This window comes from Lentzea sp. HUAS12 (assembly GCF_024125735.1).
Lineage (GTDB): Bacteria > Actinomycetota > Actinomycetes > Mycobacteriales > Pseudonocardiaceae > Lentzea > Lentzea albida.
The window spans coordinates 1,799,406-1,815,828 of the sequence record NZ_CP099738.1 but is presented as its reverse complement, the minus strand read 5'-3'; the positions used below and the strand labels follow the sequence as shown (position 1 = coordinate 1,815,828).

Annotated in this window: 1 protein-coding gene and 1 pseudogene; both read right to left on the bottom strand. The window is 73.4% G+C overall.

Features of this window, described 5'->3' with window-relative positions; translation table 11 throughout:
* Nucleotides 1–155: 155 nt before the first annotated feature.
* Nucleotides 156–7,082 (bottom strand): annotated as a pseudogene (locus ND450_RS07785) (SDR family NAD(P)-dependent oxidoreductase); the annotation flags it as partial.
* A gap of 52 nt (nt 7,083–7,134) precedes the next feature.
* Entirely contained in the window at nt 7,135–16,401 is a 9,267-nt protein-coding gene (locus tag ND450_RS07780; RefSeq protein WP_371927757.1) for a type I polyketide synthase, read from the bottom strand.
* Between the last annotated feature and the right edge of the window lie 22 nt (nt 16,402–16,423).

The window sequence follows — 16,423 nt, the reverse complement described above, 5'->3', positions numbered from 1 at the left end:
CAGGGCGGACGAGGAGAGGGCCAGAGCCGGGAAGATCCGGCCCTGGCCCTCTTTCCGCGCGTCCACCCAGCTCCAGGCTGACGTCGCTGAGGGCGTCCACGACGTGGTGGACGCGCTCAGCGACGACGTGCCGCACTCCTCGCCGGACCGGCGGATCACCCGAGCACGGTGGTGAGCCAGCCGTCCACCACGTCGGCCGTGAGACCGGAGTCCTCCATCGCCAGGGCGAAGTGGTCGGTCTCGACGACGCGGACGTCCGCACCCGCCACGACCGGCTCGGCTTGCTCGTCACGCACGACCGGTTCGCCGTCGGACATCAGCGGGACGGCGCACCGCACCAGGAGCACCGGGGCGCTGGTCGGCCGCACCTCCAGGTCCGCCATCTTCGAGAACCAGTGCGTCATCGCCGACAGCCTCGTGCTGGTCACCTTCACGGCGGTGTCGGACTCGTCCAGGTACACGCGGGTGAGGTCGGTGAAGTCGGACGCTCCCCCGGAGCCGTGCGTGATGCTCAGCGTGTCGAGCAGGACCACGGCCTCCGGCAGGATGCCCCAGGTCTCCTCCAGCACGCCCGCGGCCGCGTAGGCGAGCGAGCCGCCCGAGGAGTGGCCGACGAGCACGAACGGTTCGCCGTCGCTCGCGTGCAGCACGCTCTCCGCGACGACCCTGCTCACCGCCGCGGCCGTGGCGGGAAGGCTCTCCCCGGGGGAGAAACCTGGCAGCGGCAGTGCCTGCACGGTCCGCTTGCCGCGGAAGTGGGCGGCGATGCGCGCGTACTGGTGCACGCCGCCGGTCACCGTCGGCGAACTGACGCAGAGCAGCCTGGCCGCGGCGGGTCCTTCGGCGAGAGTGACCGGCTGGGGCAGTTCCACCAGCTCGGCGGGGGTCTCGAAGCCGGGGCGGGTGAGGGCCACCGCCTTGAGCATCTGCAGACCCTCCTGGAGCCTGCCGTTCGCCATCGCGGCGAAGAAGACCCCTTCGACGGTCTCGCTCCCTGTGTCGGCGGACCGGCGCACGGCGGGGCCCGCCTCGCCCATCTCCCCGTCGAGCCAGCGGGCGAGCCGGCCAGGTGTCTTGGTGTCGAAGACCACGGTGGACGGAAGCCGGACGCCCACGGCCTCGCTCAGCTTGTTGCGCAGCTCGACCGCGATCAGCGAGTCGAACCCGAGGCCCAGGAAGTCGCTGTCCGGGGTGACCGCGCCCTTGTCCGCATGGCCCAGCAGCGTCGCGGAGAACTCGACGACGAGATCGCACAGCACCCGCTCCCGCTGCTCACCGCCCAGCTCGCGCAACCGGTCCCGCACGGTGGTCGTCGTGCGGCTCGAGGCCGCACGCCGCCCGGTCCGGACGAGGCCCCTCAGCAACGCGGGCACCTCGCCCCGCACCGCGACGGATCCCCCGCGCGGTCCGAACGGGACGACCAGGGCCGCGTCGGCCGCGGTCGCGGCGTCGAACAACGCCAGGCCCTGCTCGGTGCCGATCGGCGGCACGCCGCCGGACTTCCTGCGCTCGACGCTGCTGCCGAGGATCTCCCCGGTCATGGTGGTGGCGCGTTCCCACAGCGGCCAGGCGAGCGAGACGGCGGGCAGTCCCTCGCTCCTGCGCCGCTGTGCTAGGGAGTCGAGGTACACGTTGGCCGCCGCGTAGTTGGCCTGGCCGGAACTGCCCGTCACGCCCGCGAACGACGAGAACAGGACGAACGCGGAGAGATCGCGGGTCAGTTCGTGCAGGTGCCACGCCCCGTCCACCTTCGGCTTCATCACCGCGTCGAGGCGTTGCGGCGTCAGGGACTCCACCACACCGTCGTCCAGGACGCCGGCGGCGTGGACGACGACCGCCAGCGGGTGCTCGGCCGGAATCCGCGCCAGCAGTGCGGCCACCGCCTCCCGGTCGGCGACGTCGCACGCGACGACCTCGACCGCGGCGCCCGCCGCCGTGAGGTCCTCGACGAGTCCGGGCTCGGCGACCCCGCCACGACTGGTCAGCACGAGGTGGCGCATTCCCCGCTCGGCCACCAGGTGCCTCGCGAGCTCACTGCCCAGACCGCCGGTCCCGCCCGTGATCAGCACGGTGCCCTCGGGATCCCACTCGCGCGGCACCGTCAGCACGACCTTGCCCACGTGCTTGGCCAGACTCATGAACCGGAACGCCTCCGGCGCCCGCCGCACATCCCACGTCCGCACCGGCAACGGCCGCAGCACACCCCGGCCGAACAGGTCGACGAGCTCGGTCAGCATCCGCTGGACGTGGTCGGGGTGCACCCGGCCGACGTCGAAGGGGTGGTACTCGACGCCGGGGAGGTTCTCGGGATCGCGGAGATCGGTCTTGCCCATCTCGAGGAACCGGCCGCCTGCGTCGAGCAGCCGCAACGAGGCGTCGGCGAACTCGCCCGTCAGGGCGTTGAGCACCACGTCCACCTTCGGGAACCTGCGCTCGAACTCGGTGGTCCTGGACGAGGCGATCCGCTCGTCCGGCAGGCCGAGGGACCGCAGCACGTCCCACTTGCCCTCGCTCGCCGTCGCGAACACCTCCGCACCCAGGTGCCGTGCCAGCTGGATCGCCGCCATGCCGACACCACCGGCGCCCGCGTGCACGAGGATCCGCTCCCCCGCTTCGAGCCCGGCCAGGTCGAGCAGGCCGTGGTACGCCGTCAGGAAGACCACGGGCACCGAAGCGGCGGTCTCGTCGGACCAGCCGTGCGGCACCTTCACGACGAACCGCTCGTCCGTGACCGCCAGCAGCCCGAACACACCGGGGAACATGCCCATCACCCGGTCACCGGGACGCACGCCCACGACCTCCGGGCCCGCGTCGACCACCACGCCCGCCGCTTCCGCGCCGAAGACGCCCGCGTCACCGGGGTACATCCCCAGCGCGTTGAGCACGTCCCGGAAGTTCAGCCCGGCGGCGGAGACCCGGATCCGCACCTGCCGGCCGGTCAGCGACTCCAGCACCTCGGGGCAGGGCACGAGCGCCAACGCGTCCAGGCTGCCCTTGCGCCCGCTGTCCAGCCGCCAGGGAACGCCGGCGGGTGGCACCAATGCGCCGCCGGCGGACGCCAGCGGCGTCAACCTGCCCACCAACGCCACGCCCTCCCGCACGACGACCTGGGTCTCCCCGGTGTCGAGCAGCCCGATCAGGGCCGGCACCGCCGCGTGCGACGCCTGGTCGCCGTCGACATCGACCAGCAGGAACCGGCCGGGGTTCTCCGACTGGGCGGAGCGGACGAGACCCCAGACCGCCGACGCCGCCAGGTCGGTGACGGGCTCGCCGTCGCGGACGGCGACCGCGCCACTGGTCACGACCAGCAGGCGCGACCGGGAGAAGCTCTCGTCGGTCAGGAACTCCTGGAGCAGAGCGAGCATCCGCGTGGTCAGTTCTCGCACGGTCGCGGGAGCGGGGTCGTCACCGGACACCGGGACGACCACCACGTCAGCGCGAGCGCCGGCCAGGGAGCTCGTGTAGGCGACGACCGACTCGCCGCGCATCTGCAGCACGTAGCCGAGGTCGAAGCGGTCCGCACCCACGATGGACCAGGTGTGGTGCCCGGACGGCGCCTCCTCGGCGGGGATCCAGCCAAGAGCCAGCAACGAGTCGGCGTCCCGGCGACCGGCCGTGACCGGGCCGGGCGCCCGCATGGTCAGCGACTCCACCGACACCACCGGCGCGCCCTCGACGTCGACCGCGCTCAGCGACAGCGACGCCGGTCCCGTCTTCACCATCCGCACGCGCAACACGGAGGCCCCGGAGGCGTGCAGGGTCACGCCCTCCCACGAGAACGGAAGCCCTCCGCGGACCTCCAACCCGGCCAGGCCGGCCGTGTGCAGCGCGGCGTCGAGCAACGCCGGGTGCACTCCGTAGGCCGGCACGTCCGCGAGCTGGTCCGGGACCATGATCTCGGCGTACACCGCTCCGTCGTCCAGCCAGGCCGCCCGCACGCCCCGGAACGACGGACCGTATTCCGCGCCGCGCTCGGCGTAGCCGTCGTAGAAGTCCGTCAGGTCGGCCGCCACCGCTTCCTGCGGTGGCGGCCAGCTTCCGCTGCCGAAGCCCGCGGGGTCGTCGGCGGCGGTCACGGTTCCACCGGCGTGCTGGACCCAGTCGCCGTCCTCGGCGTGCTTCGAGTGGACCTGCAGCTCGCGCCGGCCGTCCTCGTCGAGCGCACCCACCCGCACCTGGACGTGCACCGCGCCGGACTCCGGCAGCACCAGCGGCGTGGTTAGTGTCAGCTCCTCGACCCGGCCGCACCCGCACTCGTCGCCGGCACGGATCGCCAGTTCGACGAACCCCGTGCCGGGGAACAGCACCACGCCACCGATGCGGTGGTCCGCGAGCCACGGGTGCGTGGCCAGGGAGAGCCTGCCGGTCAGCAGCACCTCGTCCGATCCGGCGACCGACACCGCGGCACCCAGCAGCGGGTGAGCCGCCGCCCTCAGCCCGGCGGCGGTCACGTCGCCCGCCGACTGGGCACCGCCGGGCCAGAACCGCTGGTGCTGGAACGCGTACGGCGGCAGGTCCACCAGTGAACCGGTGGGCACCACACGGCGCCAGTCGACGCCGGCACCCGCGACGAAGGCCTCCGCGAGGGAGGTGAGCAGCCGCTGCGGGGTGTCGTCGTCGTGCCGCAGGGTCCCCAGCACGGCCGCTGTCGAGCCGATGGCCTCCAGCGTGTCCTGCACACCGATGGTGAGCACGGGATGGGGACCGCACTCGATGAAGGCTCCGTGTCCCTCGCGCGCGAGGACCTCGACGGCATCGCGGAGCCGGACGGTCCCGCGCAGGTTGTCGAACCAGTACTCGGCGTCCAGCTCGGCGGGATCGACCCACCGCGCGGTCACCGTCGACAACCACGGCACCTCGCCCTGACGCGCGGTGACTCCGGCGAGGGACTCCCGCAGCTCGTCGGCCAGGGCCTCCACCTGCGCCGAGTGGGAGGCGTAGTCCACCGGGACGCGCTTCGCGCGGATCCCGTCCCGCCGACACCCCTCCACGAACTCGTCGACGTCGCCCGGCTCCCCCGAGACCACCAGGCTCACGGGACCGTTGACCGCCGCGAGCGACAACCGGCCCATGCGCTCGGCAACGACCTCCTGGGAAGCGGCGACGGAGGCCATCGCGCCCTTGCCCGACAGCACGCGCTTGATGGCCTGACTGCGCACCGCCACGATCCGCGCACCGTCCTCCAGGGACAGCACTCCCGCCACGCACGCCGCCGCGATCTCGCCCTGGGAGTGCCCCAGCACCGCCGACGGCTCCACCCCGTGCGACCGCCACACGGCCGCGAGCGAGACCATCACCGCCCATGAGACGGGCTGGACGACATCGACCTCGTCGAGCTCCAGCGCTCCGCGCAGCACCTCCGTCAGCGACCAGTCCACGTAGGGGCGCAGGGCCTCGTCACAGGCGGCGATGCTCTCGGCGAACTCGGCCGAGGTCTCCAGCAGCCCGCGGCCCATCCCCCGCCACTGCGCACCCTGGCCGGGGAACACGAGGACGGGGCGATCGGCACCGGGCACGACCTTCCCCCGTGCCGCTTCGGTGATGCCGTCACCGGTCGCCAGCAGCACGGCCCGGTGGTCGAAGACCGGACGGGCGAGCAGCGACCAGGCCACGTCGGGGCGCGCGGCGCCGACACCGCCGAGGCGGTCCACCGCGTCCGCCACCGCCTGCGGAGACTTGGCGGACACCACCCACGGCGTCACCGGCGACTCCTGCGCGGCGGGCTGGTCGGTCGCGGGCGCCTGCTCCAGGACCACGTGCGCGTTCGTCCCGCTCACCCCGAACGACGACACACCGGCCCTGCGCGGCCTGCCCGCCTCCGGCCAGGACGTCGGCTCGGTGACGAGCGCGACCGCCCCCTCCGACCAGTCCACGTGGGACGAAGGCGCCTCGACGTGCAGGGTCGCGGGAACCGTGCCGTGCCGCAGGGCCTGCACCATCTTGATCACACCGGCCACGCCCGCCGCCGCCTGGGTGTGGCCGATGTTCGACTTGACCGACCCCAGCAGCAACGGCCGGTCCCTGTCCTGGCCGTAGGTGGCCAGCAAGGCCTGCGCCTCGATCGGGTCACCGAGCACCGTGCCGGTGCCGTGGGCCTCCACGACGTCGACGTCGCGTGTGGACAGACCGGCGCCCGCCAGGGCCTGGCGGATCACACGTTGCTGCGCCGGACCGTTCGGCGCCGACAACCCGTTGGACGCGCCGTCCTGGTTCACCGCGGAGCCGCGGACCACGGCCAGCACCCGGTGTCCGGCGCTCAGCGCGTCCGACAGCCGTTGCACCACCAGCACGCCGACGCCTTCGCCCCAGCCGGTGCCGTCGGCCGCGTCGGCGAACGCCTTGCACCGGCCGTCGCTCGACAACGCTCCTTGGCGGGAGAACGCCGCGAAGTTCATCGGCGTCGCCATCACCGTCACGCCGCCCGCCAGTGCCAGGGTGCACTCGCCCCGGTGCAGGGCCTGCATGGCCAGGTGCAGCGACACCAACGACGACGAGCACGCCGTGTCGACCGTCATCGCGGGGCCCTCGAAGCCGAAGGTGTAGGCCACGCGCCCGGAGAGCACGCTCGCGGCGAGGCCCGTACCGGCGTGACCCTCGACGTCCTCCTCGGACGCCAGCACGGCGTGGGCGTAATCCTGCCCGTTCGTCCCGACGAACACTCCCGTCCGGCTGCCCCGCAGCGACCGCGGGTCGATCCCGGCGTGTTCGACCGCCTCCCAGGAGATCTCCAGCAGCAGCCGCTGCTGCGGGTCCATCGCCAGCGCCTCCCGCGGGGAGATCCCGAAGAACGCGGCGTCGAAGCCGGCCACACCGGACAGGAACCCGCCGTGGTAGGTCGCGGGTGCGTCGTCGTGGGCCAGCAGGCTGAGGTCCCAGCCGCGGTCCGCGGGAAGCGGGCCCATCGCATCTCCTCCGGAGACGACGAGGTCCCACAGCTCGTCCGCGGACCTGACACCACCGGGGAACCGACAGGCCATGCCGACGATCGCGATCGGTTCGTACCTGCCGGACTCGGCCTCCTCGAGGCGCTGACGGGTCTCGTGCAGGTCCGCGGTGACCCACTTCAGGTACTCGACGAGCTTGTCCTGCTCAGACATCGCGGTGCGCCCTTTCATTCTCACGGCAGACGGAGGATCAGCGATCCCGCAGGCGGCCGAGCTCGTTGTCGATGAACGCGAAGACCTCGTCGGTGCTCGCGGTGTGGATCCGGTCCGCGACCGCGCGCTCGTCGGACTCCTTGGTCTGACCGCTCCACTGCTCCAGCAGCAACCGCAGCCGGACCGCGACCCCTGCCCGGAGGTCGTCGTCGGCGTCGCAGGCCGCCAGCACGGATTCCAGCCGGTCCAGTTCGGCCAGCGGTGACAGGTCTCCGCCTTCCCCGGAACCACCGACCAGCGCGGTGACCAGGTGTGCCGCCAGCGCGGCGGGTGTGGGGTGGTCGAACACCAGCGTGGCGGGCAGCCGCAGCCCGGTGACGGCGCCGAGCCGGTTGCGCAGCTCGATCGCGGTCAGCGAGTCGAACCCCAGCTGCCGGAACTCCTGGTCCGCCACGACCTCGTCCGCGTGCGCGTGCGCCAGCACTTCGGCCGCGTGCGACCGGACCAGGGCGAGGGCGAACGCGGTCCGCTCGCCCTCGGGCATCCCGCGCAGTCGGTCGGCCACCGCGTCGACGACGGGGATCGCGCGCGCGGCCGTCCGGCGCCGCGGATCGGTCGTGCTCGCGGGAGGCAGTACGACCACCGAGGGCTCACCGGAGGCCAGCGCGGCGTCGAAGAGCCGCAGTCCCTGCTCGACCGACAAGGTCGCCGCACCGGCGCGGGACATCCGTTCGAGCGCGGCTTCGCCCAGCGTCGCGGTCATGCCCGCGGTGGGCGCCCAGGCACCCCACGCCACCGACACCGCGGGCAGGCCCTGACCCGCGCGGTGCGCCGCCAAGGCGTCGAGGAAGACGTTCGCCGCGGCGTAGTTCGCCTGTCCGGGGCTGCCCACGACACCGGAGACCGAGGAGTACAGCACGAAACCGGCGAGGTCCATCTCCCGCGTCAGCTCGTGCAGGTGCCAGGCCGCGTCCGCCTTCGGGCGCAAGACCGCGTCGAGCCGCGGCGCGGTCAACGAGGCGATGACGCCGTCGTCGAGCACACCGGCCGTGTGCACCACAGCGGTCAACGGGTGTTCGTCCGGGATGGCCGCGAGCAGGCCGGTCAGCGACGCGCGGTCGGAGACGTCGCACTCGGCGACCACGACGTGCGCGCCGTGCCCGGCCAGTTCGGCGACGAGTTCGGGGGCGCCCGGCGTGGCGAGGCCACGCCGACCGGCGAGCACCAGTTGCCGGGCTCCGTGCGCACACACCAGGTGACGTGCCAGTTCGCTGCCCAGGCCCCCCGTACCGCCCGTGATCAGCACCGTGCCGTCCGGGTCCCACCGCACCGGTTCGGTCCCGGCGGGCGTGCGCACGAGCCGCCCGACGCGCACCTCACCGGAGCGGATGACGACCTGGGTCTCGTCGGGCAGCACCTGCTCGGCCAGACCCGGCAGCGCCACCGAGTCGTCGGAGTCGACCAGCAGCAGCCGGCCCGGTTCCTCCGCCTGCGCCGAACGGACGAGCCCCCACACCGCGGCGGCCGCGACGTCGACCACGTGCTCACGGGCGTCCGCGGCCACGGCGCCCCTGGTGAGGAACACCAGCCTTGAGGTCGCGAACCGGTCGTCCGCCAAGAACTCCTGCACCACCTGAAGGGCACGCGCGGTCAGCAGGTGGGTGGAGGCGACGACGTCGCCGGGGTCTCCCGCGACCGGGACGACCAGGGTGCCCGGTTCCGCGTCGGCGAGCCCGCGGTCGAGCCAGCCACCGACCTCGGCGACGGGAACCGGGGTGGGCCGGACGTCCAGTGCCGCCCACTCCAGGCGCAGCAGCGGTTCCGCCGAACCCCGGTAGGCGACCGGGGTCGCCGCGGACCCGAGCAGCACCGAGGCACACGTGATCACCGGCGCTCCTGAGGTGTCCACCGCGCTCAGCGACACGGTGTCCGGCCCGCTCCTGGCCACGCGCACGCGGATCGCGGAGGCACCGGACGCGTGCAGCGCGACGCCGCTCCACGAGAGCGGGACCGCGTCGTCGAACCCGAGCAGTGCCGCGGCCCCCACGGCCGCTTCGAGCAGTGCCGGGTGCAGTCCGTACGCCTCCCCGTCCTCGTCCTCGGGCAGGAAGACCTCGGCCAGGACGTCGTCCCCGTGCCGCCAGGCCGCCCGCAGGCCTGGGAGGTCGCCGGTCTCCCGCGGCACCGCGCCGTCCGGCGGCCAGGCCGACGTGAGCCGGGTCCCTGCCTCCAGTCCGGTGCTCAGCACGCCGGTCGCGTGCTCGGTCCAGTCCCCCTCAGCGCCGTCGGCGACGCGGGTGTGCACGCGCAGCGTGCGCCGGCCGGACTCGTCGGGGGCACCGATCCGCACCTGGACCCGCACCGCGTCGCGGCCGGGCACCACGACCGGGGCGGTCAGGTCGAGCTCGTCCACCCGAGCACAGCCCACCTCGTCGCCCGCCCTGATCGCCAGCTCCAGCAGAGCCGTGGACGGGAACACCGCGACGTCGCCCACCCGGTGCCCGGCCAGCCACGGGTGCGTCACCTGGGACAGCAGTCCGGTCAGCACGACCTCGCCGGCGTCGGCCAGGTGGACCGAGGCGCCGAGGAGCGGGTGGCCGGCCGCGACCTGACCGAGGCCGGACGGGCCCGCGCTCGCCGCCGACCCCGCGGGCCAGAACCGGCGGTGCTGGAACGGGTACGGCGGGAGATCCACCAGGCGGCCGGGACCGAGCACCCGGCGCCAGTCCACCTCGGCGCCGTGGACGTGCAGCCGCGCCAGACCGGTCAGCACGGCGGTCTCCTCGTCGCGGTCCCCGCGCAGGGCCGGCACCGCGAGCACTTCCTCGACCAGGCCCGACAGGACACCGCCGGGTCCCAGTTCGAGGAACGCGGTCACTCCCGCTCCGGTCGCCGCACGCACCCCGTCGGCGAACCGGACGGTCTCGCGCACGTGCCTCACCCAGTACCCCGGCTCCCGGAGTTCGTCGGTGGCGGGCGCTCCGGTCAGGTTGGACACCACCGGCACCAGAGGTTCGTGCAGCGTCAACCCCTTCACGACCACGGCGAAGTCCTCGAGCATCGGCTCCATCAACGGCGAGTGGAACGCGTGCGACACCCGCAACCGGCGGGTCCTGCGCTCGGCGAACCCCTCGGCGATCGCGAGCACCTCGGCCTCCTCGCCCGAGATCACCACCGAGTCGGACCTGTTCACCGCCGCGATCGACACACCTCCGCCCAGCAGCGGCAGGACCTCCTCCTCGGTGGCCTCGATCGCGACCATCGCTCCCAGGGACGGCAGGGCCTGCATCAACGCGGCCCGTGCGTTCACCAGCGCGCACGCGTCCTCCAGCGACAGGATTCCGCCGGCGTGCGCCGCGGCGACCTCGCCGATCGAGTGGCCGCCCACGAGGACCGGCCGCACGCCCCACGACAGGACGAGGCGGAACAACGCCACCCCGACCGCGAATAGCGCGGGCTGCGCGTGCACGGTCATGTCCAGCAGGTCGGGGTCCTCCCCCCACATCACGTCCCGCAACCCCGGTTCCAGCAGCGAGAGCGTGGCGTCGAAGGCTTCGGCGAACACCGGGAACCGCGCGTGGAGCTCCCGTCCCATTCCCAGCCGCTGCGAACCCTGGCCGGGGAAGAGGAAGGCGATCCGCTGCGGGCTCGCGACGCCCCGGGCGACCTCGGTGACACCGCCCCCCGCGGAGAGCAGCACGGCACGGTGGTCGAGGACCGGCCGCCGCGCCAACGACCAGCCGACGTCGGTCCGAGGCGAACCGACGGACCCCAGGCTCGCGAGCCGGGCGGCCAGTGCCTGCTCGGACTTCGCCGACACGACCCACGGGATCACGCGGTCGTCGTCGTGTCCGGCCCGGTCGGTCTCCTCCGGCCCCTGCTCCAGGATCACGTGTGCGTTCGTGCCGCTGAGCCCGAACGACGACACCCCGCCACGCCGCGGTCTGCCCGTCGCGGGCCACGTCGCGTTCTCGGTCGTCAGCTCCACCGCGGCCGCGGTCCAGTCGACGTGCGACGACGGCACGTCCACGTGCAGCGTCTTCGGGGCGACACCGTGCCGTAGCGCCTGCACCATCTTGATGACACCCGCGACTCCCGCAGCGGCCTGGGTGTGCCCGATGTTCGACTTCACCGATCCCAGCAGCAGCGGGTGCCGGCGGTCCCTGCCGTACACGGCCTGCAGCGCCTGGGCCTCGATCGGGTCTCCCAGCGGCGTCCCGGTGCCGTGCGCCTCGACGACGTCCACATCGGACGGTGTGAGGCCGGCCTGCGCCAGTGCCGCGCGGATCACGCGCTGCTGGGACGGGCCGTTGGGGGCCGTCAGCCCGTTCGACGCGCCGTCGGAGTTCACCGCCGAACCGCGCACCACCGCGAGCACCCGGTGCCCGAGACGTTCCGCGTCGGACAACCGCTCGACCACGAGCACGCCGACGCCTTCGCCCCAGCCCGTTCCGTCCGCTCCGTCGGCGAACGCCTTGCACCGGCCGTCGGGTGACAACCCGCCCTGGCGCGAGAACCCGGCGAAGTTCATCGGTGTGGTCATCACGGTCACCCCACCGGCGAGAGCCAGCCCGCACTCGCCCCGCCGGAGGGCCTCGACCGCGAGGTGCAGCGACACCAACGACGACGAGCAGGCGGTGTCGACCGTCATCGCGGGGCCCTCGAAGCCGAACGTGTACGACAGCCGTCCGGAGAGGACACTCGCGGCGAGCCCGGTGCTCGCGTGCCCGGCGGTGTCCTCCCCGGAGGCGAACACGGCGTGGACGTAGTCCTGGCCGTTGGTGCCGACGAACACCCCGGTGCGGCTGCCCCGCAACGCACCGGGATCGATCCCCGCCTGTTCCAGCGCGTCCCACGAGACCTCCAGCAGGACCCGCTGCTGCGGATCCATGGCCAGCGCCTCCCTCGGGGAGATCCCGAAGAAGGCCGCGTCGAACCCGGCGACGTCCGGCAGGAAGGCACCGGACGACGTCGATCCCAGATCAGCGCCCAGGTCCCAGCCGCGATCGGCGGGGAAGTCGCCGATCGCGTCCCTTCCCGCACAGACCAGGTCCCACAGGTCGTCCGCCGACTCCACGCCTCCCGGGAAGCGGCAGGCCATGCCGACGACCACCACGGGGTCGTCGTCGGCGGCCACCGGCGTGAGTGCGGCCCCGATGTCGTCGCGGCCAGTTCCGGTCAGCTCCGCGACCAGGAACTCCGCGAGCGAGGACGGGGTGGGGTAGTCGAACACGAGCGTCGCGGGTAGCGGGACGCCGGTGGCGGCCTTGAGCCGGTTGCGCAGCTCGATCGCGGTCAGCGAGTCGAAGCCCAGCCGGCGGAACTCGAGCTCCGCGGCGACCTCGTCCGCGTCCGCGTGCCCGAGCACCTCCGCCGCGTGCGTCCGCACGATCTCCAGTGCCCGCCCGAGCCGGTCCTCCTCCGCCAGCGCGAGCAACCGCGCGGCTTCGCTCTCCACGGGGACGTCCGCCGGGCCGAGCTTCTCCCGTTTGTCCACAATGGACGCCAGCGCGAGGACCGCCGCCTCGTCCGACGTCACCGCCAGGTCGAACAACCGCAGGCCCTGCTCCACCGGGAGCAGGTCGGCGCCCGCACGTGACATCCGGCGCAGGCGGGCCTCGTCGAGCGACGCCGTCATCCCCGCGGTCGGCTCCCAGGCACCCCAGGCCACCGAGGTGCCCGGCAGGCCCTCGCCCGCCCTGTGCTGGGCGAGCGCGTCGAGGAAGACGTTGGCCGCGGCGTAGTTCGCCTGCCCGGGAGAGCCCAGCGCACCGGACACCGAGGAGTACAGCACGAAACCGGCGAGGTCGAGATCACGCGTGAGCTCGTGCAGGTGCCACGCGGCATCCACCTTGGGACGCAGCACCGTGCTGATCCGGTCGGCCGTGAGCGACCCGAGCACGCCGTCGTCGAGCACCCCCGCCGTGTGCACCACGGCCGTCAGCGGGTGCTCGGCCGGGATCGCGGCCAGAAGTCCCGCCACCGCGTCACGTTCGGCCACGTCGCACGCGGACACGGTCACCTGAGCTCCCAGGGCGGTCAGCTCGGCCACGAGTTCCGCGGCGCCGGGCGTCGCCCCGCCACGACGGCCCGCGAGCAGCAGGTGCCGCATTCCGTGCCGGACCACCAGGTGCCGGGCCAGTTCGCTGCCGAGCCCGCCCGCTCCCCCGGTGATCAGCACCGTGCCGTCCGGGTTCCAGCCGAGGCCGCCGACGACCTCCGGGCCGGTGGGCGTCACGAGTCGGCTCCCCCGCGCGACACCCGACCGCACGACCACTTCCGGCTCACCGAGTGGTAGCCGGTCGGCGAGCACGGCCCGCGACGCGTCCGAGTCGTCGACGTCCGCCAGCGCGAACCGGCCGGGCTCCTCGGCCTGCGCGGAGCGGACCAGGCCCCACACCGCGGCGGCGGCGACGTCCACGACGGACTCGCCCCCGCGGGCGGCCACCGCCCCGCTGGTGACGAAGACGAGCCGGGAGCCTGCAAAGCGGTCGTCACCCAGGAAGTCCTGCATCACCCGGAGCGCGCGTGCGGTCAGGAGGTGTGCGGAGGTGATGACGTCCTCACGATCACCGTGCACGGGAAGGACGAGAGTGCCGGGGCGCGCGGACGCGATCCCGTTCTCCAGCCAGTCGTCCACCACCGCCGACGATGTCGTGGCGCCCGGCACGTCCACGGGGACCCACTCGCGGTGCACCAGCGACTCCGCGGTCGGCGCCTGGCCGGCGGGCCAGTACCGGCTGCGCTGGAACGGATAGGTCGGCAGATCCACCCGCCTCGCGCCCTGCCCGTCGAAGAACCTGGACCACCGCGGCTCCACGCCGGCGACGTGCAGGCGGGCGAACGCGGTCAGCAGCGCGGTCTCCTCGGCGCGGTCCCTGCGCAGCACAGGCACCGCGAGCGCGTCGTCGACGAGCCCGGACAGGACACCGTCCGGGCCGAGTTCGAGGAACGCGGTCGCTCCCGCGGACGTCAGCGCGCGGAGACCGTCCGCGAACCGCACGCACTCCCGCACGTGCCGCACCCAGTACCGCGGGTCGCACACCTCGGCGGTGACGAGCCCGCCGGTCACGTTCGACACGAGCGGGATCCGCGGTTCCCGGTACGTCAGGCCCTCCAGCGTGCCGGCGAACTCGTGGAGCATCGGTTCCACGAGCGGCGAATGGAACGCGTGCGACACCTTCAGGCGAGTGGTCCTGCGGTCGTCGAACCGGCTCGCGACCGCCAGGACCGCGCTCTCGCGCCCTGCGACCACCACCGAGCCGGCGCGGTTCACCGCCGCGATCGACACGTCTCCTCCCAGCAGCGGCAGCACCTCGCCCTCGGTCGCCTCGATCGCGACCATCGCGCCGCCGGGGGGAAGACCTTCCATCAGCCGGGCCCGGGCCGACACCAACCGGCACGCGTCCTCCATCGACAGCACGCCCGCGGCGTGCGCCGCCGCGACTTCGCCGATCGAATGCCCGCCCACGAAGTCGGGGGTGATCCCCCAGGCCTCGACGAGCCGCCACAGCGCGACCTCGATCGCGAACAACGCGGGCTGCGCCCACCCGGTCCGGTTCAGCAGTTCCGGGTCCGAGCCCCACATCACCTCCCGCACACCGGGATCGAGGTGGTCCAGCACCTCGTCGAGCGCCTCGGTGAACTCCGGGAACCGGTCGTACAGCTCCCGTCCCATGCCCAAGCGCTGCGAGCCCTGACCGGAGAACAGGAAGGCGACGGACTTCCGCCCCGCCACTCCCCTCGCGACTTCGGTGACAGCGCCGGCGGTGGCGAGCAGGACCGCACGGTGCTCGAACGGTGTGCGGCTCAGCAACGACCAGCCGGTGTCCACCCGGGACGTCCCGGCCGCGCGCACCGCCTCGACCTGAGCCGTCAGAGCGGACTCGGTCCTCGCCGAGATCACCCATGGCACCACGGGCGGCGCGTCGGGCCGGCTCTCCGGTTCCGGATCCCGGTCGGCCTGCTCGATGATCACGTGCGCGTTCGTGCCGCTGATCCCGAACGAGGACACCGCGGCCCGGCGGGGCCGGTCGACCTCGGGCCACGGCGTCGTCTCCCTCAGCAGGGCGACCGCGCCCGCCGACCAGTCCACGTGCGACGACGGCACGTCCACGTGCAGCGTCTTCGGGGCGACGCCGTGCCGCAGCGCCTGCACCATCTTGATCACACCGGCCACCCCGGCGGCGGCCTGCGTGTGCCCGATGTTCGACTTGAGCGATCCGAGCAGCAGCGGCCGGTCCCGGTCCTGCCCGTAGGCCGACTGCAGTGCCCGCACCTCGATCGGGTCCCCGAGCGGCGTCCCGGTGCCGTGCGCCTCCACGACGTCCACATCGGACGGCCGCAGACCCGCCGCCGCCAGCGCCTGACGGATCACGCGGTACTGGGCCTGGCCGTTCGGCGCGGTGAAGCCGTTGGAGGCCCCGTCCTGGTTGACCGCCGAGCCGCGCAGGACGGCCAGCACCCTCCGCCCGTTGCGCGTCGCGTCGGACAACCGTTCCAGCGCGAGCACGCCGACGCCCTCCGCCCACCCCGTGCCGTCCGCGCTGTCGGAGAAGGCTTTGCACCGGCCGTCGGCGGCGAGCCCTCCCTGCCTGCTGAACTCGACCAGCGACCCCGGCGTGGACATGACGTTGACGCCCCCGGCCAGCGCGAGCGAGCACTCGCCGTTGCGCAGTGCCTGTGCCGCGAGGTGGACGGCCACCAACGACGACGAGCAGGCCGTGTCGACGGTGATCGCCGGCCCCTCGAAGCCGAAGGTGTAGGCGATGCGGCCGGAGGTCGCGCTCGCCGCGATCCCCGTGCCGATCCCGCCGTCGGCATCCTCCAGCGACCCCACCACCAGGTAGGCGTAGTCCTGCCCGTTGGTGCCGACGAAGACACCGGTCCGGCTACCCCGCAGGCCCGCGGGATCGATCCCGGCCCGTTCGACCGCCTCCCACGAGGTCTCGAGCAGCAGCCGTTGCTGCGGGTCGAGGGCGACCGCCTCCCTCGGGGAGATGCCGAAGAACGCCGCGTCGAAGTCGGTGGCGGTGCTGAGGAAACCACCCTGGGTGCTCAAGCCCATGCCACGTGCGTCGACACCGCTGTCGCGCAGGAAGCGGAGGTCCCAGCCCCGGTCACCGGGAAAGCCGGTGACCGCGTCGCCCCCTGAGCAGGCCAGGTCCCACAGGTCCTCGGGTGAGTACACCTCACCGGGGTACCGGCAGGCCATGCCGACGATCGCGATCGGTTCGGTCGCGGCGGCGAGCAGGCTCTGGTTCTGCCTGCGCAGCCGCTCGACCTCCTTCATCGACGCCCGCAGTGCCGCGACGACCTTGTCCCCG